Origin of the sequence: Sodalis praecaptivus (assembly GCF_000517425.1) — a bacterium.
GTDB classification, from domain to species: Bacteria; Pseudomonadota; Gammaproteobacteria; order Enterobacterales; family Enterobacteriaceae; genus Sodalis_A; species Sodalis_A praecaptivus.
The window spans coordinates 1,915,689-1,940,429 of the sequence record NZ_CP006569.1 but is presented as its reverse complement, the minus strand read 5'-3'; the positions used below and the strand labels follow the sequence as shown (position 1 = coordinate 1,940,429).

The following is a 24,741-nucleotide window of genomic DNA, read 5'->3' as shown; positions in this document are numbered from 1 at the left end:
TATCGGCTAATGGTCGTCAGGGGCCGCGGTGAACGTATTGGCTAATGGTAGTCAAGGGCCGCGGCGAACGTAACGACTAATGGTGGTCTGAGGCCGTCGATGCCGGTCATGGGTCGGCGGCCTCAGCGCCCAGGCTCACGGTCATGGCCGGTGCGGTTTCGGTGAACGCCGATTTGCCGGTCGGCGCCGCACAGGAAGCCCAGCAGGCCCATAATACCGGCGCACAGGCTACAAATGAGCAGCGGCCAATACCAACTACCCGCGAGGTCATGCAGTGCGCCCATCAGCATCGGTCCCACCGCCGCCAGCAGATACCCCACACATTGCGCCATTCCCGACAGCGCCGCCGCCTGGTGAGACTCCGCCGCGCGTAAACTAATAAACGCCAGCCCGAGAATCATCGCCGCGCCGGTGCCGACACCCAACAATACGGTCCAAACCACGACCCCGGCGGGCCATAACGCCAGCCCCGCCAGCGACACCAGCGTGACCAGGCCGGTCGCACAGGCAAGCAAGCGCTGGTCTTTCATCCGGGCGATGACCGGCGCCAACAACAGCCCCGGCACGGCGGTCGCGAGCTGCATAAGGCCATGCAAGGAGCCCGCATAAGCGGCGCTGTAACCCGTCTCGGTAATCATGGCCGGCAACCAGCCGACCGCGATATAGTAAATAAACGAATTCATGCCGAGAAACAGGGTGACCTGCCACGCTAGCGGCGACCGCCAAATACTGCCGCGATGCAAGATCCCGGCCGCACCCGGACCGCCCGTATGCCGATGCGTCGTAATCTGCGGCAGCCAGCACAGCATTGCCAGCAGCGGCAACGTCGACAGCAACACCAGCGACAGCCGCCAATTGCCTTGTAGCGCCTCGGTCAGCGGCACGATACCGGCCGATCCCAGCGCGGCGACCATCCCCATGACCACGACGTAGGCCGCGGTCATCGCGGCGATACGCCCTGGGAAATCCCGTTTCAGCAAGCTCGGCAACAGCACATTGCCCACCGCAATGCCGGCGCCGAGCACAAACGTGCCCAGATACACACAAGCAATCTGGTCGATGGCGCGCAGCAACGCGCCGGCAATCATCACCGCCAGCGCGGCGAACAGAGCTTTCTCGATACCCTGCCGGCGGGCCAGCTGCGCCGCTAAGGGGGATACCAGCGCGAAGGCGAGCAGCGGTAGCGTCGTCAACGCCCCCGCCGCCGCGGTGCTGAGGGCAAAACTCTCGCGGATTTGCGTCACGATCGGCGCCACGCTGGTCACCGGGGTACGCAGGCAGGCCGCTATCAGCAAAATGCCGCCGATAAGGATAAGACGCCCGGTAGCGCGGGGAGGAAAAGGGGTCGGTGTGTTAGCCAAAAAACGTACTCCTGATGTCATGATTGCCCTGCTACTCTACCGTCTTGCGCCGCCAATTAATTGAGATAAAATGACTAAAAATTGTGAGAAACGGCCAATTTATTATGCTGCCGGCACCCTTGACCCATTATGACCCCGACCGCGATCGCAATCTGGCGACCGCAATGCGTCTCGATGCCGTGCAGAGCGCGATGGAAACCCCTTTTCATCGACACCGTAAAGGGCAATTGATCATGGCGCTGCGGGGCGGTATTACCTGCGAACTCACCGATGCGCTTTTGATGGTACCGCCCCATTGCGCGGTGTGGATCCCGGGAGATACACCGCACAGTAACCGCGCCACCGTTAATGCCCGCTTCTGTTTCGTGTTCGTGGAGCCCTCCTTTCCGGGGTTGCCGACGCGCAGCTGTACGTTATTCATTTCACCGTTACTGCAACAGCTTATTTTACATTTGGCCGGGCTGCCGGGCGACTATGTGCTGGATTCGCCCACCGGGCGCCTCGCTATCGTCATGTTGGAACAGTTGGGCAATATGCCGGTGGAGAACCTTTCACTGCCGTTCTCTTCGCATCCGCGCATTCGCCGCATTACCGATACGCTAAACCAGTCCCCCGGCGAGCGTCGAACGCTGCCCGAGTGGGCCTCTCAGGTCGGCATGAGCGAACGTTCGTTGGCCAGACTGTTTATCAAAGAAACCGGCATGACGTTCGGCCGCTGGCGGCAACGATTGCAGCTGATCATCGCCATCCGTGAACTGGCATCGGGTACCCGCGTTCAGCGGGTGGCGGAAAATCTCGGCTACGACTCGCCTTCAGCCTTTATCACCATGTTTAAAAAGGCGCTGGGCAAACCGCCCGGACAGTATTTCACCGATGGTCGGCAGGGGGCTGAGGGGCTCCCCGGCGGTGAGCCCTGGACGCCATCCGATTAACAAGCACCTACACCGGCTAATGCGGCAGACAAAGGGCAGCGGGCGTCGGGAAAGGCATTCGCCGCAACGGGCGTGCGTTTAAGGATAGCGCCTTCGCCGTGGCGTGAGAGCGGGTTAAGGAGAGATGAGTCACCGTGGCACTGTCGCGGATTAAGATAGAAGAGTCACCGTGGCAATGCCGCGGGTTAAGGATAGAAGAGTCACGGTGGCGATGGCGCGGCCAGGCCGACGGCGCAAAAGCGCTGGCGGCCATGCTCGGGCAAAACCACGCCGGCGCCGGACGTTATTGAAGCCGGCCACGTTTCAGCCGGCGCAATGCGCGAGTGCCAGGTTACGCTTTCGCGCCGGCAACCGCGTCTTTTGCTAATTGCGTGATGCGGGCATAGTCGCCCTGCTCCAGCGCTTCATTGGGCACCAGCCAGGATCCGCCGATGCACAGCACGCTCTTCAGGGCCAGATAATCACGGTAGTTGGCCGGCGAAATGCCGCCGGTCGGGCAGAAACGCACCTGTGAGAACGGTCCGGCAATCGCCTGTAGGGCTTTAACGCCGCCGTTGGCTTCCGCCGGGAAAAACTTAAACTCGCGCAGACCATAATCCATGCCGAGCATCAGCTCCGACACGGTGCTAATCCCGGGAATTAACGGAATCGATCCGGCGTTGGCGGCCTTCAGCAGCGGCTCGGTCAGACCGGGGCTAATGGCAAACTGCGCGCCGGCGGCCGTGACCTCAGCAAGCTGCTGGGCGTTGGTAACCGTACCGGCGCCGATAATCGCCTCCGGCACCTCTTGAGCGATGGCGCGAATAGCGTCCATGGCGCAGGGCGTACGCAGCGTCACTTCCAGCACTTTTACGCCGCCGGCGACCAACGCTTTCGCCAGGGGGACCGCATGCTCTCGTTTTTGAATGACGATGACGGGCACGACCGGCCCCGAGGTCAGGATGGTTTCCGCGCTGGTTTTCCAGTTATTCATGTTTTGCTAACTCCTGTTTACCTTCAATAAATTCACCCTGCCGCGCACGTGAAGGCGCGCGGCTGAAGACACACCTGGCGCGGAACGTTGCCTGGGGGCGGGCTAACGCCGGCCGTTACTCGAACTCATTCCACGACCGCCCATCGCGGGTAATCATCGCGACGGAGGCTACTGGCCCCCAGGTCCCGGCCTGATAGGGTTTCGGCGCGTCATTGTCCGCCTCCCAGGCTTCCATAATCGAGTCGACCCATTTCCAGGCTTCTTCCACCTCATCACGGCGCACGAACAGCGCCTGGATACCGCGCATGGTTTCCAGCAGCAGCCGTTCATAAGCGTCGGCCAGATGTTCCTGGTTAAAAGTTTCCGTAAAGCTCAGATCCAATTTGGTGGTCTGCAGACGGTGTTTGTGATCCAAACCCGGTACTTTGTTCAGGATCTGGATATCCATTCCTTCGTCCGGCTGCAGACGGATGGTCAATTTGTTCTGCGGCAGCTGCTGATAGGAATCCCGGAACAGGTTGAGCGCCGGGTTTTTGAAATAAACCACCACTTCGGAACATTTGGTCGGCAGACGCTTGCCGGTGCGCAGATAAAACGGCACGCCAGCCCAGCGCCAGTTGTCGATGTCGACGCGGATGGAAACGAAGGTTTCGGTGCGGCTGTTTTTATTCGCGCCCTCTTCTTCCAAATAGCCGGGGACTTTTTTCCCCTGCACGAACCCGCCGGTATATTGCCCGCGCACCGTGGTGTCACGGACATTGCTGTGATCGATGGGACGCAGCGAGCGCAGCACCTTCACCTTTTCATCACGGATACGGTCGGTGGTCAGATCCGAGGGCGGCGACATGGCTATCATGGTCAGGATTTGCAGCAGATGGCTTTGGATCATATCGCGCATTTGGCCGGCTTTGTCAAAATAGCCCCAGCGGCCTTCAATACCGACTTCCTCGGCGACCGTAATCTGCACATGATCGATGGTGCGATTATCCCAATTCGAGGCGAAAAGCGAATTGGCGAAACGCAGCGCCAGCAAATTCAGCACGGTCTCTTTGCCCAGATAATGGTCGATGCGGTAAACCTGGCTCTCGTTGAAATATTCCGCGACCTGATCGTTTATCACTCGGGAAGAGTCCAGGTCGGTACCGAGCGGTTTTTCCATTACGACGCGGCTCGGTTCGCTGTTCAGACCGGCTTCGCCCAGGCCCTTGCAGATTGCCCCGAACGTATTGGGAGGCATAGCGAAGTAGTTCACCGTCACCCGCGCCTGCTGATCCAATTTTTCACCCAGTCGGCTGAAATGCTTGGTCTCGTTGACATCCAGATTGCAGAAATCCAGCCGCGCGCTCAGGGTCTTCCATAATTTGTCGTCAATAGGCTCCTTCATGAAGGTTTCCAACGCTTCACGCACCACCTTGGTATAAGCTTTGACGTCCCAGTCTGCGCGGCCCACGCCGATAATACGGGTTTCCGGATGAAGTGAACCTGCCTTTTCCAGCTGATACAACGAGGGCAACAACTTACGCCGCGCCAGATCGCCTTTCGCGCCAAAAATGACCAGATCACAGGCCTGGGCTATGGATGTTACCGCCATGTTCTTCTCCTCGTGCAGGATTTGTAATTTTATTACATCGTTAGGGTATTTTTTTTGACATCGACCGGCAAAACGTCAAAAATATCGCGCCAGCCCCCCGTTTTTTGGCAATTATACCCGGCTTTGTTTTCAAAAGTGTAATTAATTAACAACATTGTGGTTGTCTTACCGCTTTGAAAGTTAGACACAGGTCATACTCTGGCAAAAAACACTTTGGGCCATCCGGTTTCGCTGCCTTTGACTACCGGCTCGTAGTATATTTCATTAAATCGGTAATGATTTCTCCTTTGTGTGAAATCGGCAAAATCCATGAGCTATACACTTATGAACATGCTGGAAAAGATCAATACTCATCTGGAGTTACTGAGTAAATCCGAACGTAAGGTCGCGGAAGTCATCCTGCTCTCTCCCCAAACCGCCATCCATTCCAGCATTGCCATCCTCGCGCGCACGGCGGAGGTCAGCGAACCAACCGTCAACCGTTTTTGCCGCCGTTTAGGAAGCAAAGGCTATCCTGATTTTAAATTGCATCTCGCCCAGAGTCTGGCGAACGGGACGCCGTATGTAAACCGTAACGTGGATGAAGATGATAGCGTGGATTCCTATACCCATAAAATCTTCGAGTCCGCGATGGCAAGTCTGGAGCAGGTCAAAAACAGCCTGGATATCGCCGCGGTGAATCGTGCGGTGGACGTACTTACCCAAGCCAAGAAGATTTCCTTTTTTGGTCTTGGCGCCTCGGCGGCAGTGGCGCATGATGCGATGAACAAGTTTTTCCGTTTCAATATCCCGGTCGTGTACTCGGAGGATATCGTCTTGCAGCGCATGAGCTGCATGAATTCCAGCGAAGGCGATGTCGTGGTGCTGATTTCTCATACCGGCCGCACCAAAATGCTGGTAGAACTCTCGGCGCTGGCGCGGGAGAATGATGCTACGGTTATCGCCATCACCTCGCCGCGCTCGCCGCTGGCGCTGGAAGCGTCATTGACCCTGGCGCTGGACGTGCCGGAAGATACCGACATGTTTATGCCGATGACATCGCGCCTGGCGCAGTTAACCTTGATCGATGTCCTGGCAACCGGCTTTACGCTGCGGCGCGGCGCAAAATTCCGGGATAACTTGAAGCGGGTCAAGGACGCCCTGAAAGAATCGCGCTTTGATAAATCGGAATTAGGACTTTAACGAAGGCATCCAGGGGAACCTTCGCGCCTTCTCCGGCGGCCTGACCGCCGCGAAAAGGCTTTTATCAACAGGGATTATCCGCCGCGGGGACCGGCCAACGGTCTGGCGCCCCGCCGGAGCACTCTTTTTGTTGCAACAACACCATTGCCCAAGTCAACGGAGTTATCCATGTCCAGACGGCTAAGAAGAACCAAAATTGTCACCACTCTCGGCCCCGCCACCGATCGCGATAATAATCTCGAAAAAGTGATCGCCGCCGGCGCCAACGTCGTTCGCCTCAATTTTTCACACGGCAGCGCGGAAGATCATCTCCTGCGCGCGCAGAAAGTGCGCGAAATCTCGGCCCGTCTCGGCCGGCACGTCGCGATACTCGGCGATTTACAGGGGCCGAAGATCCGCGTTTCGACGTTTCGGGAAGGGAAAATTTTCCTGAACGTCGGCGATAAATTTCTGCTCGATGCGTCATTAGGCCGCGGCGAGGGCGACCGCGAACGGGTGGGCATTGACTATAAAGGCTTGCCTGACGATGTGGTGCCCGGCGATATTCTGCTGCTGGATGATGGCCGCGTGCAGCTCAAAGTGCTGGAGGTGCAGGGTATCCGGGTTTACACCGAAGTGACGGTGGGTGGTCCGCTGTCCAACAATAAAGGCATCAACAAGCTCGGCGGCGGTTTGTCCGCTGAAGCGCTGACCGAGAAGGACAAGGCCGATATCATTACCGCCGCCAAAATCGGCGTCGATTACCTGGCGGTTTCCTTTCCCCGCACCGGCGAGGATCTGAATTATGCGCGCCGCCTGGCGCGTGACGCGGGCAGTTATGCCAAAATCGTATCGAAAGTCGAGCGCGCCGAAGCCGTGGCCAGCGAGGAAGCGATGGACGATATTATCCTCGCCTCGGATGTGGTGATGGTGGCCCGCGGCGACTTAGGGGTTGAAATCGGCGATCCTGAACTTGTGGGTATTCAAAAGAAACTGATCCGCCGCGCCCGCACCCTTAACCGCGCCGTGATTACCGCCACGCAGATGATGGAATCAATGATAACCAACCCAATGCCCACGCGCGCCGAAGTCATGGACGTCGCCAACGCGGTGCTTGACGGCACCGACGCGGTGATGCTGTCGGCCGAAACCGCCGCGGGGCAGTATCCCGCCGAAACGGTGTCGGCCATGGCCAGCGTTTGCCTGGGGGCGGAGAAGATCCCCAGCATTAATGTGTCCAAGCATCGGCTGGACGTGCAATTTGACAATATCGAAGAAGCCATTGCCATGTCGGCGATGTACGCCGCCAATCACCTCAAGGGCATCACCGCCATTATCTCAATGACGGAATCGGGCCGCACCGCGCTAATGATGTCCCGTATTAGCTCGGGCCTGCCGATTTTTGCCCTCTCGCGTCATGAGCATACCCTGAACCTGACCGCGCTGTATCGTGGCGTGACGCCGGTGTACTTTGACGGCGATTGCGACGGCGTGGCGGCGGCGACCCATGCCACCAATTTGCTGCGCGACAAGGGGTTTCTGGTCTCAGGGGATCTGGTTATCATCACCCAGGGCGACGTGATGGACATGGTTGGCACCACCAATACCAGCCGTATCCTGCGCGTGGAATAACCCAAGGCAAACGCATCACGGCCCGCGTCGAGCGGCCGTGATGCCCATCGCGGCATTATTCGTGCGCCACGGACCGCCCGCGGATCGCACGTAACGCAGACAGACGGGTCCGATATTCGTCATCGCGACGGCCGCGTTTTAACGCCAGTTTGGTCATTATTTGATAATATCTCTCCAGCGCATCTTCCAATACGTCGGTGGCAAATGACGGCGTGCGCGCCAGACGCTGTCGTTGCGCAATTACCATCTGATCGGCATCGATAAAATAGATGCGACCGTCACTCTGGATCAGGATATTTCCCACCACCTCGGCATCATGCATATAGAGTCCGCGTGAATCGAGCAGCAGGAGCGCCTTGGTACGCAGCACATTGCCTTTTTCCTCGTCGGATAAATCCTCTAAGGTACTGCCGGCAATATATTTCGTGACCAGAACGTCCACCGGGTCGCCGTGTTTGTCACTCATCACGCCGGCGCGGGCAAAATCAGGCTGATTATTGGCCTTATTCAGGTAATGTTGTACACGTATGGGATGGGCGTTCGGCATGCCCGCAAAATTAATCCAGACATTATCCTTATTGCGGGGAATTTTGACCACAAAGGCGCCGATTCTGTATGCGGAGCCATAAGATCCCTGCCCAATCTCTTTACCTTTGGCTATCACCTGTTGTTCAATCGGTTGACCCGCAATACGTGCCAAAAAACGGTCGATAGCGGCGATACAGTGGGTGTCGCCCGCTGACAGAGCACACGCCGTCCGTGTCGGGAAAGCATAAGAAGTCAGCGCGGCGCTATTGGGTACGGGGGTGGCCGAGGCGGGTGCGTTCTTCGCTTTGGCCCTCGTCTGTCTATACTGCTCGTAGTGCTTTAATAATGCCCTGGTGTAATACACTTGGCGAGGGTCTGTCCTCTCCGGGGCAGCGCATAGGATTATTTCACCGTTATTTTCGTTAAAAACGCGGCTTTTTAAGAAATCGGTTTCTTGCTGATTCAATATCGTCCTGGCGAGCGGTTTATCGGCATACAGTAACGTCAACATATAACTGTCATTACCGTTAATCTGCCATATGATACGGTAGTGTTGTCGATATTCCACCTTACTGTGATCCATCATTTTCATCAGGCCCAACAGCGGCCGCCAATGACTCTCTAGAGTTTCATTCCACAAAGAGCAGGGTTTATCATAACAAAATAACTGATGTATCTCTTTGTAATCATCCATTCGACTTTTGCCGGAAAACACGCGTCCGCAAAATTCGATGAATTTTTCCCTTGCGCTAAAGACAAAGTGGGCCTCAAGGGCCGCCATTGAATAATTCATCCGGGCACGCGATTTCCTGGCCCTATTGCCGCAGGTCGCCAGCGTGACATGCGATCCTCCCATAACACCTCCTTTGTCGCGCGACTGCGCCGTCATCCCATCGGTACGGCGGCGTCACCCCGCCCTCTCCCTTAGCGGACATCAAACCCATGGCGGGCGGTATCCTTATCATCGCTTAACGTTATATTGCATCGCGGCGTATGCCGCCCCAAGAATAAACGTCAAGCCGAACAGTCTACGATATGCCACGCTTAATACAGCTACCACACCCGTTAAAGAGTTAATAAGTTAACTAGATCATAATTTATATCGACACCATTATCTTGCAGCGCCATAGATATAAATGAAATAACAACAGAAAGCAGGTTGGTTTTGACATTGAGTAGGAATTCCCTTCAACTTTATCTTCGTTTACCGCCATAAGGAAATTACCATGCGTTTATACCTGCTCATTCCCTTGTGCCTTTTATTATCGGCATGTTCACCCAAAAATTATTCGCTGGCCATGGATGCCATCAGTGCGGAAAAAGCGCAGCATATCATCAATGATATACAGGCACACAGACAGGATAGCCGCGGGGAATTAATTGAACAGGTTTCGCAATCGTTTCTGGGTACGCCGTATCAGGCCAATACCTTAATCGGCTCGGCGACGGAGCCCGAAAAACTGGTGGTAGATTTCAACGGCGTCGACTGCTTCACCTTGCTTGATTACGTCAATGCGCTGAGCCAGTCGGCAAACAGAACGGATTTCCTCGATCAACTGGTGAAAACCCGCTACAAAGAAAGCCAGGTGTCCTTTGTTAACCGCAAACATTTCTTCACGGATTGGTTTGCGAGCCAGCCGCGCAATGCGGTAGATATCACCGCGCACATTAGTCCGAGGGCCAAGGTGGTTCATAAACACCTAAATCTGAAAGCGGATGGCGGTAAATTTATTCCCGCTATCGGGGTATTCGAGCGCGACATTACCTACATCCCCGCGGGCGACTTGGATCAGGCCGCGCTGAACGCAATCCATACAGGGGACTATATTGGTGTTTATTCCAAACTTGACGGACTGGATGTTTCCCATGTGGGCATCGCCATCAGGAAAGGAGACGAACTCTATTATCGCAATGCATCTTCTTTGCAGCGTAACCGCAGAGTGGTAGATACGCCCTTCATGGAATATATGCAAAGCAAACCCGGTATTGTGGTTTTGCGCGCATTGTAAAACAAAGCCACCGTGACGACCCTGCCTTGCGGGCCCGTCTCACGTTTGCTCATGCGGCCTGCGTCTGAGACGGGCCGCTGCGATCGCTCCCCTCTCTCGCAAGCGGATTGCCCGATCTCCCATCTCGCCAAGCTTGTACAGGGCGGTATAGGATCACCCTCACCCGGATGCCCCTCTCTTCTGGCGTCAGCGTCGTTGCCGCCAGAGTGGCGGCTGACGCGAGCGGATCGGCGGGCGAGATCCTCAAAGCCGAACACCCAGGCGCAATACGACACTGCGACTTGCGCGCAGGCCGGTGAGGGCCATCCTCCGCTAAGGCATCAGCGCCATGGCGGTGGGCGCCGACCGCATGGCTGTGCCACCGTCCTGTAAACTGCCATCGCCAAGCAGCAAGCTCAACCTCCCCTAAACAGCCTCGGATTAGTCCGCCGCCTTCCCCACGCACCCCTTATTATTTGCTGCCGTATACGCAATGATCGCCCGCGCCTCGTGCGGATAGGGCACTAAGGATTTAGAAGACGTCCGAGGTTTGCTCCGCCCGCGGGGGAAGCCTGCGCTAAAGCCCCTGGCGCTGAGGAGAGGACCGGCGCGGCGCGCAGGTCGCCGCGTGCCTGGTGTAAACCGAGGCTCAACGAGCTTTTAATTGATAACGAATCTCATTCCCATTTATAATAAAATTACTTTTTGTCACCGCTCTCGGTCAATTTGGAAGAAAAGATGGAAATAGTCAGAAAGAACAGTCTGGAAGAAATTAACGGTACGATCCCCGTTCCTGCGGGGAAAGGCGGATTCTTTAGAAAACTGTTTGCTTTTTCAGGGCCTGGTGCATTGGTCGCGGTCGGCTATATGGATCCCGGCAACTGGATAACCTCGATTCAAGGCGGAGCACTCTACAGCTATCTTCTGCTGTCGGTGATACTGATTTCCAGTCTGATTGCGATGCTGCTCCAGGTCATGTGCGCCAAATTGGGTATCGTCACGGGAATGGATTTAGCGCAGGCAACGAAAGCCTTGGTCGGCAAGCGTACCGCCGCCGCGCTCTGGGTCACCACCGAATTAGCTATTATCGCTACGGAGATTGCCGAGGTCATCGGTAGCGCCATCGCGTTAAATTTACTTTTCAAGATCCCGCTGTTGCTGGGCGTGATGATCACCGTGCTGGACGTGTTTCTCCTGCTGGCCTTGATGAAGTTTGATATCAGAAAAATTGAGGCGCTGGTCTTTACGCTCATCGCCACGATCTTTATTATTTTTGCCTATGAGGTGGCGCTCGCCAACCCCGACCTGGCGCAAATTGCCCACGCCTTCATCCCGCAAAGGGAGATCCTCACCGCGCATGTGGCGGGCGGCGATTCCGCTTTCTTCATCGCGTTGGGGATCGTGGGGGCCACCGTGATGCCGCACAACCTCTATCTCCACTCTTCCATCGTGCAATCACGTCAATACGACCGCAGTGACGAGCGGGCGGTGAAAGAGGCTATCCGCTACGCGACCATTGATTCCAATGTCCAGTTGGGATTCTCATTTATCATCAATTGCTTACTACTTATTCTCGGCGCCGCGCTATTTTTTGGCAAAAACCCGGATGATATCGGCCGTTTTGCCCAGCTGTACGATGCCCTGCAGGATCACAGCATGGTTGGCGCCATTGCCAGCGCCACCCTGGCAACGTTATTCGCCGTTGCGCTGCTGGCTTCCGGTCAGAATGCCACTATTACGGGGACCTTAACCGGGCAAATCGTGATGGAAGGCTTCATCAATTTCCGGCTCCCGCTGTGGCAGCGGCGCCTGATTACGCGCCTGATTGCTATTTTGCCGGTTGTGGCCTGCATCTACCTATGGGGAGATAAAGGGGATGTGGTTGAGAAACTTCTGGTCTATACCCAGGTCTTTTTGAGCATCGCCTTACCGATTTCAATGATCCCGCTGTTGTATTTAACCTCCTCCAGAAAGCGAATGGGCAAGTTTGTCAATTGCAAACCTTTTATGGTACTTGGCTGGCTGGCCACCGCGGTGCTGGTGGTCTTAAATCTCCAGCTCATCATCGAAACGGTGCGAATGCTGTTCGGCTGAGACATACTGCGTCGTGGATAGACCGGGTTCAGTTGCGCAACGGCGTGGCTACAGCATTGCACGCAGCTAATGCGCTTAATTCAACGGAGGAGCGTGGTCGGGTGAAAGTGAACCTCACGACAACGCCAGGCCCCGTCGCGCGGCCCTCACGCTGGCCGCCCACGTCGGCCAAGCGCGCCCCCAGCACGCGGGTTGTCGCGCTCCTGGGGGGCCGGGCTCTCAGCGAGAGGGGCGTTTATAGGGGTTGGGATCGCCAGGCTTGCGGGTTTTAAGCAGTTTTAGCACCCAGGTATATTGTTCAGGGTTTGGACGCACCAGCGTTTCCACCGCTTCATTCATGCGGCGCGCCACGGTAGCATCATCGGCATCCGTTAACGCTTCCATCGGCGGCAGAATATGAATATGCAGCAGGCTGGTGTTGCCGTCGTAGACCGGGAATAAGGGAACGACCGTGGCGCGGCAGACTTTCATCAGACGGCCGATAGCCGGCAGCGTCGCTTTGTAGGTGGCAAAGAAATCCACAAACTCACTGTGCTCGGCGCCGTGATCCTGATCCGGTAAATAATACCCCCAATACCCCTGGCGCACCGAGCTGATAAAGGGTTTGATACCGTCGTTACGCGCGTGCATGCGGCCGCCGAAACGCCGACGCACGCGATTCCACATATAATCCACCAGCTCATTGCGCTGATTGTGGAACATGGCCGCCATTTTTTGGCCGCGCGCCGCCATTAGCATCGCCGGCACATCCACCGCCCAGCCGTGAGGCACCAGAAAAATGACATTGCGCCCCTCTTCCTGAAGCCGATTTAGCCATTCGTCGCCATGCCAGCGCACGCGAGCCAGCACCCGCTGCGGATCGCGGCAGGCCAGCTCGGCCATGAGGATGGTGGATTGCGTCACGCAGGCGAACATGTCGTCAATAATGGTTTCCCGCTGCTCTGCGGCGATTTCCGGCAGGCAGTAGGCCAAATTGACCTGTGCGCGAAAGCGCGCCTTGTGCGCAACACGGCCAACCGCGCGGCCCAACGCGCCCAGCACGGGATCGCGCAGCCGCGGCGGGATCCAGGCGGCGGCGGCGATGGCGCCTATCCCCAGCCAGACGCCCCAATAACGTGGGGCGTAGAATGCGTTTTTGAATGTCGGGATGAACTCTATCTGACCGTTTTGCTTATTTTCCATGCCTGCCTTTCTCAATGCTTGTCATCGCGCAGTTACCGCGGCTAACCGCATTATAAAGAAAAAAAGCAGCCGATGCAGGATCGGCCGCTGATGGCGTCATGTCAGTTTAACTGCAGCTGAGGCAGCATCTGTTTGACTTGGGCGAGATATTCGGCGCGATCGCTGCCGGTCAGCCCTTCGGTGCGCGGCAGTTTGGCGGTCAGGGGATTGACCGCCTGCTGGTTGATCCAGACTTCATAATGCAAATGGGGGCCGGTTGAGCGCCCGGTATTACCGGATAAGGCGATGCGATCGCCGCGTTTCACTTTCTGTCCCGGCTTCACCAACAATTTCTTCAAATGCATATAGCGGGTCATGTATTGGCGGCCGTGGCGGATGGCCACATAGTTACCGGCGGCGCCGTCCCTTTTGCTGACCATCACCTCGCCGTCGCCCACCGCCAGCACCGGCGTACCGACCGGTACGGCGAAATCGACGCCGCGATGGGGCGCGATACGGCCGGTAACGGGGTTAAGCCTGCGTGGATTGAAATTGGAGGAGACGCGGAATTGTTTCACGGTGGGAAAACGCATAAAACCCCGGGCGAGACCGGCGGCATCGCGGTTATAGAATTTACCGTCATCCGCGCGGAACGCGTAATAATCTTTCCCGCCTGTCCGTAAGCGCACGCCGAGGAGTTGACTTTGGGCGCTCTTGCCGTCCAGCATCTCCCTCGAGGTCAGAACCGAGAACTGATCGCCTTTACGCAATTTGCGGAAATCCAACTGCCACTGCAACGCTTTGATCACCGCGTTGATATCGCTGCCCGTCAAACCGGCTGCGCGGGCGCTGGTGACGAAACTGCCGTTGAGCTGGCCGGTCAAAGTGGTGTTGCGCCACTCGCCGGTCATATTGGCGATGCTTTCCTTGAACCCGCCGTTCACGCGATCATAGGTGCGGGTCTCGCGGCGGGAAACATCCCAGGTCAGACGCTGCAAATCGCCCTCGGCGGTCAGCGTCCAGGAGAGGGACTGGCCTATCTTCAAATTGCGCAACGCGGGATTTTGCTGAGCCAGCGCGGTGACGTCGGCGATATCGATGCCGTACTGGGTGAGGACACTGCTTAGGGTATCGCCGGTGGAGATAACATACTCATGCACGCCGGCCTCCCCTTCCACGCGTTCGTCCAGTTCATCCTTTGGGATATCTTCGTCGCTGTCCGGGGTGGTCTGATCGAGGGGTTCGCTGGCCTCGGGCGTCAGCTCGCGTAATTGATGGTCTTCCAGCGGAATGATGCGGCTGGCGGGCCGTTCCACTACCGGGGAGTAGATATAGGGTCGCCAAACGGCGACGGCTAAAGTGACTATGGTCAGCGACCCCAGCATGACGCGGTGGGGTCGCGGCAGATGATTAAACGCCAGGGCGAAAGAGCGGGCTATCTGCTGCACTAATAACTATCCTCATGTGTTCTTCTCCAGGCAGCTCACGTACTGGTTCGCCAATTGCGACAGAAAGCGCGCGTAGCTTTCCTTGTCCAAGGCGATACCCATTCCCAGCGGGTCCAGGGTGCCAATATGCACGGATGTCCCGCGGGCGACGGCGTTGATAACGGCTGGCCTGAATTGTGGCTCAGCAAAAATACAGGTCGCTTTTTGCTCAACCAACTGTGTTCTGATTTTGTGTAAAACCTGGGCGCCGGGTTGTATTTCGGGATTGATGGTGAAATATCCTAACGGCGTCAGGCCATAGTATGTTTCAAAATACCCATACGCATCGTGAAATACGTAATACCCTTTAGCGCGAACGGGTGCCAGCATTGTAGCGATATTTTTGTCATTTTTTGTCAAGACAGCGTTGAAAATTCGCAGATTATCGTCCAATTGTTGTTTCTTTTCGGGCATTAACTCCAGCAGACGGTCATGGATCGCCTCCGCCGTGCGCCGGGCGATGGCCGGCGATAGCCACAGATGCATATTATATTCGCCGTGGTGATGGCCATCGTCGCCACCGCCATCGTGGTCATGCCCATGATTTTCATGCACTTCTTCGCCGCCTTTTTGCAATAGCGGCTTAACGGACGGCAGGCTGGCCAGGGTAATGCGCCGCGCAGCAGGCAGCGAGGCGGCGGGTCCAGAGAGAAACGCCTCCATTTCCGGCCCTACCCACACCAGTACATCGGCTCTCTTTAACCGCAGCGCATCCGTCGGCCGCAACGCATAATCATGGGGCGAGGCGCCATCGGGCAACACTATCTCCACCGGCATAACGCCATCGGCGACGGCGGCGGCGATAAACCCCAGCGGGCGGAGCGAGGCAACAACCGCCGCCTGCGCGTTGACGCCCGTCGCCATCCCTAACGCGGCGCCAAGGCAGACGAAACGGCAGGTACGACCCACGGCGCGCAGCAAAGCGGCGGGATAGGATGCAGGCATGGCAATATTCTCATCGGCAACGAAGCGGATTGTTATGTTATAATAACGCGGCAATTTAACAACAGTAATCATCATGACCGATTTGGTAATTCTGGAACACATCGGCGTCGCCTTTGGCCGTAAAGCGGTGCTGCACGATATCTCTTTCACCCTGCGCCCCGGTCACATTCTTACGCTGCTGGGCCCGAACGGCGCCGGCAAGTCGACGCTGGTGCGGGTGGTGCTCGGGCTTATCGCCCCTACCGAGGGGACGCTTAAGCGCCAGCCCAAACTGCGTATGGGGTATGTCCCGCAAAAAATACATCTGGACCCGACGTTGCCGCTGACGGTGGAACGCTTTATGCGTCTGCGTCCGGGCGTCAAGAAAAGCGATATAGCGCCGTCGCTGGCGCGGGTACAGGCGCAACATCTGCAGACGGCGCCCATGCAGAAACTTTCCGGGGGAGAGATGCAGCGGGTGCTGCTGGCGCGCGCCCTGCTCAATTCGCCACAGCTATTGGTGCTGGACGAGCCGACGCAGGGCGTGGATGTCAACGGCCAGGTGGCGCTGTATGATTTAATCGACAACCTTCGCCGGGCTCTCGGTTGCGCAGTGTTGATGGTATCGCATGATTTACATCTGGTGATGGCGAAAACCGATGAAGTGCTGTGCCTCAATCACCATATCTGCTGTTCTGGCACGCCGGATGTCGTCTCGGCCCACCCGGATTTTATCGCCATGTTCGGCCAGCGCGGACCGGCGCCGCTCGCGATCTACCACCATCAACATAACCACCGCCACGATTTGCAGGGCGAGGTCGTGCCGCCCGCGCAAGGAGCCTGTCGCCATGATTGAATTATTGCTCCCAGGCTGGTTCGCCGGCGTGCTGTTATCGCTGGCGGCCGGTCCCCTCGGCGCCTTCGTGGTGTGGCGCAAAATGTCGTATTTCGGCGATACTCTCGCCCACGCCTCGCTGTTGGGCGTCGCTTTCGGCCTGTTGCTGAACATCAATCCGTTCTACGCGGTGATCGCGGTTACGCTGGCGCTGGCGCTCGGGCTGGTATGGCTGGAACGCTTCCCCCAGTTGGCCATCGATACGTTGTTGGGCATCATGGCGCACGGTTCGCTCTCTCTGGGCCTGGTCGTGGTCAGCCTGATGCAGGGGGTGCGGGTCGATTTGATGGCCTATCTGTTTGGCGATCTGCTGGCGGTCACGCCGCAGGACATTGCGCTGGTGGGCGCGGGGGTTGCGGTAGTGCTGACGCTTATCTTGTGGCAGTGGCGCGCGCTATTGTCCGTGACCATCAGCCCCGAATTGGCCCACGTAGACGGTATCCCCCTGCCCCGCGTCAAGCTGTTGTTGATGCTGGTTACCGCGCTGACCATCGGGCTGGCGATGAAGTTTGTCGGTGCGTTGATTATTACTTCGCTGCTCATCATTCCCGCCGCGGCGGCCCGCCGTTGTGCGCGTAGCCCGGAGCAGATGGCGTTATACGCTACCCTCGCGGGCGCGCTGGCGGTCACCGGCGGATTGGCCTTTTCCGCGCTCTACGATACCCCGGCCGGCCCGTCCGTTGTGCTGTGCGCCTCGGTGCTGTTCCTGCTCAGCCTGAGCGTCAAAGCGCGCGCTTGACCGCCGCGGGCGCAGGACACCCTGTTATGCGCCGCCTGCGGCCACTGCGTCGCGGTGGGAGGCGGCCGCTGATGCTCGGCGCCGGCGGCGTTATGCGTCTTCGCCGCCGTGTCCCTCAAGCCCGAAATGGCGATAGGCGTGGACGGTGGCGATACGCCCGCGGGGTGTTCGCTGTATAAACCCTTGCTGGATCAAAAACGGCTCCAGCACATCTTCGATTGTCTCGCGCTCTTCGCCGATTGCCGCCGCCAGGTTATCCAACCCTACCGGTCCGCCGACAAATTTATCGATGATGGCCAGCAGCAGTTTGCGATCCATGAAGTCGAACCCTTCAGTATCGACATTCAGCATATTCAGCGCGTTCACCGCCACCTCATCGCTGATGTGGCCCGCGGCCCGCACATCGGCAAAGTCACGGACCCGGCGCAGCAGCCGGTTGGCGATACGCGGCGTACCGCGCGCCCGTCGCGCGATTTCCCGCGCGCCGCCTTCGGTAATGTTCAGCGCCAGGCAGGCGGCGCTGCGGCTGACAATATGCTGTAAATCCCCCGTCTGATAAAACTCCAGCCGCTGCACGATACCAAAGCGGTCGCGCAGCGGCGGCGTTAACGAGCCTGCGCGGGTGGTGGCGCCCACCAGGGTAAACGGCGGGAGCTCGATTTTGATTGAGCGCGCGGCCGGCCCTTCGCCTATCATGATATCCAGCTGATAATCCTCCATCGCCGGATAAAGCACTTCCTCGACTACCGGCGAAAGCCGATGGATCTCATCGATAAATAAAACGTCATGGGGCTCAAGGTTGGTCAGCATCGCCGCCAGATCGCCGGCTTTTTCCAGCACCGGGCCCGAGGTGGTGCGCAGATTGACCCCCATCTCGTTGGCGACAATGTTCGCCAGCGTGGTTTTACCCAGCCCGGGCGGCCCCGAGATGAGCAAATGATCGAGCGCGTCGCCGCGCATTTTCGCCGCCTGAATGAAAATCTCCATCTGCTCGCGCACGTGGGGCTGGCCGATATAGTCCGCCAGCGTTTTCGGCCGGATGGCGCGGTCGATTACCTCTTCTTCCGTCACCGTCGCGGCACTCATCAGTCGATCGGCTTCTATCATCCTCTACCTCACAGCGCAGCGCGCAGCGCATCACGGATAAGCATTTCACAATCGGCGCCGGCGCTCGCCACTTTGCTCACCATCCGGCTTGCCTCCTGCGGTTTATACCCCAGCGCCACCAGCGCGGCAACCGCTTCGCTCTCGGGATCGGCCGGATTGATCTGCGCGTCGATGGCGGGTGGGATATCGCCCACGCCCTGAGGGGCGAACAGATCGCCGGACAGCCCTTTGAATCTGTCCTTCATTTCCACCACCAGCCGTTCCGCGGTCTTCTTGCCGACGCCGGGCAATTTCACCAGCGCGTTAATTTCCTGGCGCTCCACGGCGCTGACAAACTGCTGCGCCGACATCCCGGAGAGAATTGCCAGCGCCAGCTTCGGCCCGACGCCGTTTACTTTAATCAGTTCGCGAAACAGCACCCGTTCCTGCTTATGAATAAAACCAAACAGCAACTGGGCGTCCTCACGCACTACGAAATGGGTGAAGATAACCGCCTCCTGACCGGTTTCCGGCAGGGCATAGAAACAGGTCATCGGCAATTGCACCTCATAACCCACCCCATGCGTTTCCAACAGCACCTGCGGCGGCTGCTTTTCCAGAATGATGCCTCTGAGACGTCCGATCACCTCGACCTTCCTTTACGCGTCAGGTTATTGCTTTTGATGGTTATGCTTATAACATAATAAAGGCTGGATGGATATCCAGCCTGAAGGTAAACGCGCCTAACCGGCGGTCAGCTTAGCCTGCCGCGCGCCAAATTAAGCCCGCCGTTGCCCATGCGCAGGGCATTCTGGCTGACGTGGCAATGGGTGATGGCGATAGCTAACGCATCGGCGGCGTCCGCCTGCGGGTTGGCCGATAACGTTAATAGGCTACGCACCATATGCTGTACCTGGCCTTTCTCCGCCGACCCCGTGCCTACCACCGTCTGTTTCACCTGACGGGCGGCATATTCAAACACCGGTAAATCCAGGTTGATCGCCGCCACGATGGCGACGCCGCGCGCCTGGCCCAGCTTTAGCGCCGAGTCGGCGTTTTTGGCCATGAAAACCTGCTCAATCGCCAGACAGTCGGGCTGAAACTGCGTGATAATTTCGCTGACGCCGGCATAGATAAGCTTCAGGCGACCGGGCAGATCGTCCACTTTGGTACGGATACAGCCGCTGCCCAGGTAGCTCAGTTTACGCCCATCCTGGCGCACGATACCGTAGCCGGTAATGCGCGAGCCGGGATCGATACCCAATATCACGGTCATACCGCTGCCGCCTGGCTTGCGCAATACCGCGGGAAACCGGTCATCACAGGGTCGCCGCCACCTCATCGGAAATCTCACCGTTGTGGTAGACTTCCTGCACATCATCGGAGTCTTCCAGCATATCGATAAGGCGCAGTAGTTTGGGCGCGGTCTCAGCGTCCAGATCGGCACGGGTAGACGGGACCAGCGCCACTTCCGAGGCTTCCGGCGTTAGGCCAGCCGCTTCCAGCGCGTCTTTGACTTCACCGAACGCGTCCGGCGTGGTGTACACATCGATCGCGCCGTCATCATAAGTGATAACGTCATCGGCGCCGGCTTCCAGCGCCGCGTCCATGATGGTATCTTCGCTCAGGCCCGGCGCAAACGAAATCACCCCTCTTTTGGTAAACAGATACGCGACGGAGCCATCGGTGCCCAAATTACCGCCGGTCTTGGTGAAGGCGTGGCGCACCTCGGACACGGTGCGGTTGCGGTTATCGCTCAGGCATTCAACCATGACCGCGGTACCGCCTGGACCATAGCCCTCATAAATGATGGTCTCCATCTGGGCGTCGTCATCTCCCCCCACGCCGCGGGCGATGGCGCGATTGAGCGTGTCACGCGTCATGTTATTCGCCAAGGCTTTATCCACCGCCGCGCGCAAGCGAGGGTTGGAGCCGACATCCCCGCCGCCCAATCTGGCGGCGGTGACCAATTCGCGGATAATCTTGGTGAAAATTTTCCCGCGTTTGGCGTCCTGTGCGGCTTTACGATGCTTGGTATTGGCCCACTTACTATGACCTGCCATATCTCTCTCCGAAAAAAGCCTTCTCAGGCCGGATAAATAACAAATTCTTCAATCGCCTGCCGGTTACTCCAGGATTTGGTCAGCGCGGCGGCGTCGGCGGCGGCCATCCAGCGCCAGCTGAGATGCTCGCTTAACGCGGGCGCCTGCTCACAGGGTAGCGTCAAACAGAACCAATATTCTGTATTGTGCGTCACTCCGGGCGCGTAACGGTGGCGAAAATGACTAAAAATCTCAAATTGAATGCAGCGCTGGCAATCGGTGAACGTCACTCCCGCGGCATCAGCATCAAACCCGGTTTCTTCGCGCACTTCTCGCCGCGCCGCCGCCGCCGGACGTTCACCGGCGTCTATACTGCCGGTAACCGACTGCCAAAATGCCGGGTCATCCCGGCGCTGTAACATCAAAACCCGCCCGCTGTCGGCGGCAGAGATGACCACCAGCACCGAAATTGGGCGTTTATAAGCCATTAAGACCGACCGTTTTCCATCGCTTCCTTACCCTTACCGACGACCGCAATCGACAGATCGGCCAACGCCTCGGCATTGCCGAAGCTGGGGGCTTCGGTCATCAGATCCGCCGCCGCGGTGGTTTTCGGAAACGCAATAACATCGCGGATATTGTCGGTGCCGGTCAGCAGCATCACCAGACGATCCAGGCCGAAGGCCAGGCCCGCGTGGGGCGGCGTGCCGTATTTCAGCGCATCGAGCAGGAAACCGAATTTCTCCTGCTGTTCGTGTTCATTGATACCCAGAATGCCGAACACGGTCTGCTGCATGTCGCCGCGGTGGATACGCACCGAGCCGCCGCCGACCTCGTAACCGTTGATCACCATATCGTAGGCGTTGGCCACCGCCGCGGTCGGGCAGGCGGCCAGGGTCTGGGCATCGATCTCCTTCGGCGCGGTGAAGGGATGATGCATTGCGGCCAGGCCGCCGTCTTCGTCTTCCTCAAACATCGGGAAGTCGACCACCCACAGCGGCGCCCAGCGGTCGGTCTCCGTGAGCTGCAGATCCAGGCCGAGCTTGAGGCGCAGCGCGCCCAGCGCATCGGTTACAACGTTTTTGCGATCCGCGCCAAAGAAAAGGATATCGCCATCGGCGGCGCCGGTGCGTGCCAGAATCTGTTCAATCACCTGCGGCCCCAGAAATTTCGCCACCGGGCTTTGCACCCCTTCCGCGCCGGCGTCGCGCTGGTTGACCTTCATCCACGCCAGCCCTTTGGCGCCATAGATTTCAATATATTTGCCGTATTCGTCAATCTGCTTGCGGCTCAACTGCGCGCCACCGGGCACGCGCAGCGCCGCCACGCGCCCCTTGGCGTCGTTGGCGGGCGCGGAAAACACGTTAAACGCCACGTCTTTGACCAGATCCGCCACATCCACCAGCTCCATCGGATTGCGCAAATCGGGTTTGTCGGAACCGAAGCGGCGCATGGCGTCGGCATAGGTCATCTGCGGGAAAACGCCCAGGTCGACGCCGGTAATGTCGCGCCACAAATCGCGCACCAGCCGCTCCATCACCTCGCGCACCTGCGCCGCAGTCATGAATGACGTTTCTACGTCGATCTGGGTGAACTCCGGCTGACGATCGGCGCGCAGGTCTTCATCGCGAAAACATTTCACGATCTGGTAGTAGCGGTCGAAACCCGACATCATTAGCAGCTGTTTAAACAGTTGCGGCGACTGCGGCAAGGCGTAAAACTTGCCTTTATGCACCCGGCTGGGCACCAGGTAATCGCGCGCGCCTTCCGGCGTCGCTTTGGTCAACATCGGCGTTTCGATATCGAGAAACCCTTCGGCATCCATGAAACGGCGCACGAAGCTGGAGATACGCGCCCGCGTTTTGAGGCGCTGCGCCATGACGGGACGACGTAAATCGAGGTAGCGGAATTTCAGGCGCTGCTCTTCGGTATTATTCTGATTGGCGTCGAGCGGCAGCGGCTCCGAGCGGTTGATAATGGTCAGTTGGGTGGCCAGGACTTCTACGGCGCCGGTGGCCATATCGCTATTGACCTGACTGTCCGGGCGGGCGCGCACGATACCGGTCAGTTGCAGACAGAATTCATTGCGCAGCTCGGCGGCGCGGGCGAAGGCGTCCTGACGATCGGGATCAAAAAACACCTGCACTAGGCCTTCCCGGTCACGCATGTCGATGAAAATCAGACCGCCAAGATCGCGACGGCGGTTGACCCAACCGCATAACGTCACTTCCTGGCCAACATGTGACAGGTTCAGCTGTCCGCAATATACAGTACGCATTAGGATATCCTTAAAATTCAGCCCGTCAGCGGGTGCCGGAATGGGACAAAACGAGCTGTTATTCATTAATGGCTGCGCCCGGCGTGGGCGAACCGGCGCCGAGTCTTTGCCCGGCATCACCGGCCGGCGGGTGCGCGCTGCACGGGCCGGCGTTTGAAAGGCGGTCATTATAAAGGAATTTCAGGCACAGCATAAGCCCGTCTGCGCTGCCAACGCCCCCGTCGCTGAAATTAGCGATTCTCCTCATAAATATTAACAAAATTCACCGCGCCAACGCTGTCACATCCCGCATGGAGTAACATACTCTTGGTTGACCGGCCCGGCCCACGCGCGGGTGTCGGGCAATATTGACTCACGGAGATCTCATGCTTAAGCTCAGTCCTTCTCGTACCGCCTTGGTGCTCATCGATTTACAAGAAGGGATTTTACCCTTCGCCGGCGGCCCGCACAGCGCCGCGGACGTCGTCAAACGCGCGGCCGTGCTGGCGCAGGGTTTTCGCGACGCGCACGCGCCGGTATTTCTGGTCCGCGTGGGCTGGTCGGCCGATTTCGCCGACGCATTGAAACAGCCGGTGGATAGCGCCAGCGGCGGCCCGCTGCCGGCCAACTGGTGGGACATTCCCGCGGCCCTACAGGCGCAAGACAGCGACATTCGGGTCATAAAGCGTCAGTGGGGCGCCTTCTACGGCACCGATTTGGAAATGCAGCTGCGCCGGCGCGGTATTCAAACCATTGTCTTGGGCGGCATTTCCACTAATATTGGCGTGGAGTCTACCGCGCGGAATGCCTGGGAGCTAGGTTTCGAGCTGGTGCTGGTGGAAGATATTTGCAGCGCCCACGATGAGGCCCAGCATAACGGCAGCTTCCAGCATATCTTCCCGCGCCTGGGCCGCGTGCGCCGCAGTGCGGAAGTGCTTGACGCCCTGGCCGGTTAGCGCCCGCGGCGGGCGGGAAATCCGCCTCGGGCATCGGCGTCACGCGGCCGCCCCTTCTTTCTGGAGACGCTATGCTCTATATCGGCTTGCCCCAGTGGCAGCACAGCGGCTGGGGCCGCTACGGGCTGCGTACGCTGGCGGATTACGCCCGCCACTTCAACTGCGTGGAGGGCAATACCACGCTGTACGCGCTGCCCGATGCCGGGCGAGTGCGCGAGTGGCGCGCTATGACGCCGGAGACGTTTCGCTTTTGCTTTAAGTTTCCGGCCACCATCAGCCACCAGGGCGGGCTGCGCCACTTCCAGTCGCCGCTGGCGGCGTTTTTCGCCACTCTCGCGCCGCTGGCGGATCGTATCGGGCAATATTGGCTTCAACTGCCGGCGGCGTTTGGCCCGGCCGATCTGGACCGATTGTGGGCCTTTCTTGACGCGCTGCCGGCGGATTTCCATTACGGCGTGGAGGTGCGCCATCCGGCGTTCTTTACTAAACAAGACGAAGAGCGCGCGCTAAACCGCGGCCTGCAGCAGCGGGGCGTCAACCGGGTGATCCTCGATAGCCGACCGGTCCATGCGGCGCGCCCCACGTCCCCAGCGCTGCGCGCCGCCAAGCAACAAAAACCCAAGCTGCCGGTGCATGCGGTGGTAACCGCCGGGCGGCCGCTGGTGCGCTTTATCGGTGCCGACGATCCCGACGATAACGTCGCGCTGTTCCAGCCGTGGCTGGCCCGTCTGCCGCAATGGCAACAGCGGGGAACGCCGTTTTTGTTTATCCACACGCCGGATATTGCCTTCGCGCCGCCGCTGGTCCAGCATTTGTGGCCGAAATTGGCAGCACAAATCCCCGCCATGGGCCCAACGCCGCATTGGCCCCAGCAGGAAACGCTTTTCTGAGCGGTCAAAACCGCGTGAACCACTCGCTTTTTTTTGCGACACCG

22 protein-coding genes are annotated in these 24,741 nt (G+C 58.3%); 9 read left to right on the top strand and 13 right to left on the bottom strand.

Features of this window, described 5'->3' with window-relative positions; all coding sequences use genetic code 11:
• Nucleotides 1-122: 122 nt before the first annotated feature.
• On the bottom strand, nucleotides 123-1,361 hold the full coding sequence (locus SANT_RS08610; protein WP_025421890.1) for a CynX/NimT family MFS transporter: 1,239 nt from the start codon (nucleotides 1,359-1,361) through the stop codon (nucleotides 123-125).
• Between the two features lie 83 nt (nucleotides 1,362-1,444).
• On the opposite strand from SANT_RS08610, the gene SANT_RS08605 reads away from it, so the two are divergent.
• Nucleotides 1,445-2,293, top strand: coding sequence for a helix-turn-helix transcriptional regulator (locus SANT_RS08605; protein ID WP_335328940.1), 849 nt, complete (start codon nucleotides 1,445-1,447; stop codon nucleotides 2,291-2,293).
• Between the two features lie 331 nt (nucleotides 2,294-2,624).
• Here the strand turns inward: SANT_RS08605 and SANT_RS08600 are convergent, their stop codons facing one another.
• Together SANT_RS08600 and zwf are read right to left on the bottom strand one after the other, a co-directional pair.
• On the bottom strand, nucleotides 2,625-3,266 hold the full coding sequence (locus SANT_RS08600) for a bifunctional 4-hydroxy-2-oxoglutarate aldolase/2-dehydro-3-deoxy-phosphogluconate aldolase (protein WP_025421888.1): 642 nt from the start codon (nucleotides 3,264-3,266) through the stop codon (nucleotides 2,625-2,627).
• A gap of 115 nt (nucleotides 3,267-3,381) precedes the next feature.
• Nucleotides 3,382-4,857: a glucose-6-phosphate dehydrogenase gene (gene zwf / locus SANT_RS08595; RefSeq protein WP_025421887.1), complete on the bottom strand. Its 1,476-nt coding sequence runs from the start codon at nucleotides 4,855-4,857 to the stop codon at nucleotides 3,382-3,384.
• Nucleotides 4,858-5,181: 324 nt separating this feature from the next.
• Between zwf and SANT_RS08590 the strand changes: the two genes are divergently transcribed.
• On the top strand, nucleotides 5,182-6,039 hold the full coding sequence (locus SANT_RS08590) for a MurR/RpiR family transcriptional regulator (protein ID WP_025421886.1): 858 nt from the start codon (nucleotides 5,182-5,184) through the stop codon (nucleotides 6,037-6,039).
• A 168-nt stretch (nucleotides 6,040-6,207) separates the two neighbouring features.
• Nucleotides 6,208-7,650 carry a pyruvate kinase gene (gene pyk / locus SANT_RS08585; protein WP_025421885.1) on the top strand — a complete coding sequence of 481 codons (1,443 nt, stop codon included), beginning with the start codon at nucleotides 6,208-6,210 and terminating at the stop codon, nucleotides 7,648-7,650.
• A 55-nt stretch (nucleotides 7,651-7,705) separates the two neighbouring features.
• On the opposite strand, the gene SANT_RS08580 is transcribed toward pyk, so the two are convergent.
• Nucleotides 7,706-9,034, bottom strand: coding sequence for a hypothetical protein (locus tag SANT_RS08580; protein ID WP_025421884.1), 1,329 nt, complete (start codon nucleotides 9,032-9,034; stop codon nucleotides 7,706-7,708).
• 370 nt (nucleotides 9,035-9,404) lie between these two features.
• On the opposite strand from SANT_RS08580, the gene SANT_RS08575 reads away from it, so the two are divergent.
• Together SANT_RS08575 and SANT_RS08570 are read left to right on the top strand one after the other, a co-directional pair.
• Nucleotides 9,405-10,187 carry a DUF1460 domain-containing protein gene (locus SANT_RS08575; RefSeq protein ID WP_081730435.1) on the top strand — a complete coding sequence of 261 codons (783 nt, stop codon included), beginning with the start codon at nucleotides 9,405-9,407 and terminating at the stop codon, nucleotides 10,185-10,187.
• A gap of 717 nt (nucleotides 10,188-10,904) precedes the next feature.
• On the top strand, nucleotides 10,905-12,260 hold the full coding sequence (locus tag SANT_RS08570) for an Nramp family divalent metal transporter (protein ID WP_025421882.1): 1,356 nt from the start codon (nucleotides 10,905-10,907) through the stop codon (nucleotides 12,258-12,260).
• Nucleotides 12,261-12,479: 219 nt separating this feature from the next.
• Here the strand turns inward: SANT_RS08570 and lpxM are convergent, their stop codons facing one another.
• The 3 genes from lpxM to znuA form a co-directional block, all read right to left on the bottom strand.
• The gene (lpxM, locus tag SANT_RS08565) at nucleotides 12,480-13,442 is read right to left on the bottom strand and encodes a lauroyl-Kdo(2)-lipid IV(A) myristoyltransferase (protein ID WP_025421881.1); all 963 of its coding nucleotides are present in this window, start codon (nucleotides 13,440-13,442) and stop codon (nucleotides 12,480-12,482) included.
• A gap of 101 nt (nucleotides 13,443-13,543) precedes the next feature.
• Nucleotides 13,544-14,869 carry a murein DD-endopeptidase MepM gene (mepM, locus tag SANT_RS08560; RefSeq protein ID WP_025421880.1) on the bottom strand — a complete coding sequence of 442 codons (1,326 nt, stop codon included), beginning with the start codon at nucleotides 14,867-14,869 and terminating at the stop codon, nucleotides 13,544-13,546.
• A gap of 12 nt (nucleotides 14,870-14,881) precedes the next feature.
• Nucleotides 14,882-15,853, bottom strand: coding sequence for a zinc ABC transporter substrate-binding protein ZnuA (znuA, locus tag SANT_RS08555; protein WP_081730510.1), 972 nt, complete (start codon nucleotides 15,851-15,853; stop codon nucleotides 14,882-14,884).
• A gap of 73 nt (nucleotides 15,854-15,926) precedes the next feature.
• On the opposite strand from znuA, the gene znuC reads away from it, so the two are divergent.
• Both znuC and znuB read left to right on the top strand, forming a co-directional pair.
• Nucleotides 15,927-16,688 (top strand): zinc ABC transporter ATP-binding protein ZnuC, encoded by a 762-nt coding sequence (gene znuC, locus SANT_RS08550; RefSeq protein ID WP_025421878.1) that lies wholly within the window; start codon nucleotides 15,927-15,929, stop codon nucleotides 16,686-16,688.
• Nucleotides 16,681-17,466, top strand: a complete 786-nt coding sequence (znuB, locus tag SANT_RS08545; RefSeq protein WP_025421877.1) for a zinc ABC transporter permease subunit ZnuB — start codon at nucleotides 16,681-16,683, stop codon at nucleotides 17,464-17,466. The genes znuC and znuB overlap by 8 nt, the downstream gene beginning before the upstream one ends.
• A gap of 90 nt (nucleotides 17,467-17,556) precedes the next feature.
• On the opposite strand, the gene ruvB is transcribed toward znuB, so the two are convergent.
• The 6 genes from ruvB to aspS all read right to left on the bottom strand — a co-directional run bounded on the left by ruvB (nucleotide 17,557) and on the right by aspS (nucleotide 22,872).
• A complete protein-coding gene (gene ruvB / locus SANT_RS08540) occupies nucleotides 17,557-18,573 on the bottom strand; it encodes a Holliday junction branch migration DNA helicase RuvB (RefSeq protein WP_025421876.1) in 1,017 nt (338 codons plus the stop codon).
• A gap of 8 nt (nucleotides 18,574-18,581) precedes the next feature.
• On the bottom strand, nucleotides 18,582-19,199 hold the full coding sequence (ruvA, locus tag SANT_RS08535) for a Holliday junction branch migration protein RuvA (RefSeq protein WP_025421875.1): 618 nt from the start codon (nucleotides 19,197-19,199) through the stop codon (nucleotides 18,582-18,584).
• 107 nt (nucleotides 19,200-19,306) lie between these two features.
• Nucleotides 19,307-19,828 carry a crossover junction endodeoxyribonuclease RuvC gene (ruvC, locus tag SANT_RS08530; protein WP_025421874.1) on the bottom strand — a complete coding sequence of 174 codons (522 nt, stop codon included), beginning with the start codon at nucleotides 19,826-19,828 and terminating at the stop codon, nucleotides 19,307-19,309.
• Between the two features lie 43 nt (nucleotides 19,829-19,871).
• Nucleotides 19,872-20,615: a YebC/PmpR family DNA-binding transcriptional regulator gene (locus SANT_RS08525; RefSeq protein WP_025421873.1), complete on the bottom strand. Its 744-nt coding sequence runs from the start codon at nucleotides 20,613-20,615 to the stop codon at nucleotides 19,872-19,874.
• 23 nt (nucleotides 20,616-20,638) lie between these two features.
• On the bottom strand, nucleotides 20,639-21,082 hold the full coding sequence (gene nudB, locus SANT_RS08520; RefSeq protein WP_025421872.1) for a dihydroneopterin triphosphate diphosphatase: 444 nt from the start codon (nucleotides 21,080-21,082) through the stop codon (nucleotides 20,639-20,641).
• Entirely contained in the window at nucleotides 21,082-22,872 is a 1,791-nt protein-coding gene (gene aspS, locus SANT_RS08515; protein ID WP_025421871.1) for an aspartate--tRNA ligase, read from the bottom strand. The genes nudB and aspS overlap by 1 nt, the downstream gene beginning before the upstream one ends.
• A gap of 365 nt (nucleotides 22,873-23,237) precedes the next feature.
• Here aspS and SANT_RS08510 point away from each other — a divergent pair, with 365 nt between their 5' ends.
• Both SANT_RS08510 and SANT_RS08505 read left to right on the top strand, forming a co-directional pair.
• The gene (locus SANT_RS08510; protein ID WP_025421870.1) at nucleotides 23,238-23,807 is read left to right on the top strand and encodes a hydrolase; all 570 of its coding nucleotides are present in this window, start codon (nucleotides 23,238-23,240) and stop codon (nucleotides 23,805-23,807) included.
• Between the two features lie 71 nt (nucleotides 23,808-23,878).
• Nucleotides 23,879-24,697 carry a DUF72 domain-containing protein gene (locus SANT_RS08505; protein WP_025421869.1) on the top strand — a complete coding sequence of 273 codons (819 nt, stop codon included), beginning with the start codon at nucleotides 23,879-23,881 and terminating at the stop codon, nucleotides 24,695-24,697.
• Nucleotides 24,698-24,741: the final 44 nt, after the last annotated feature.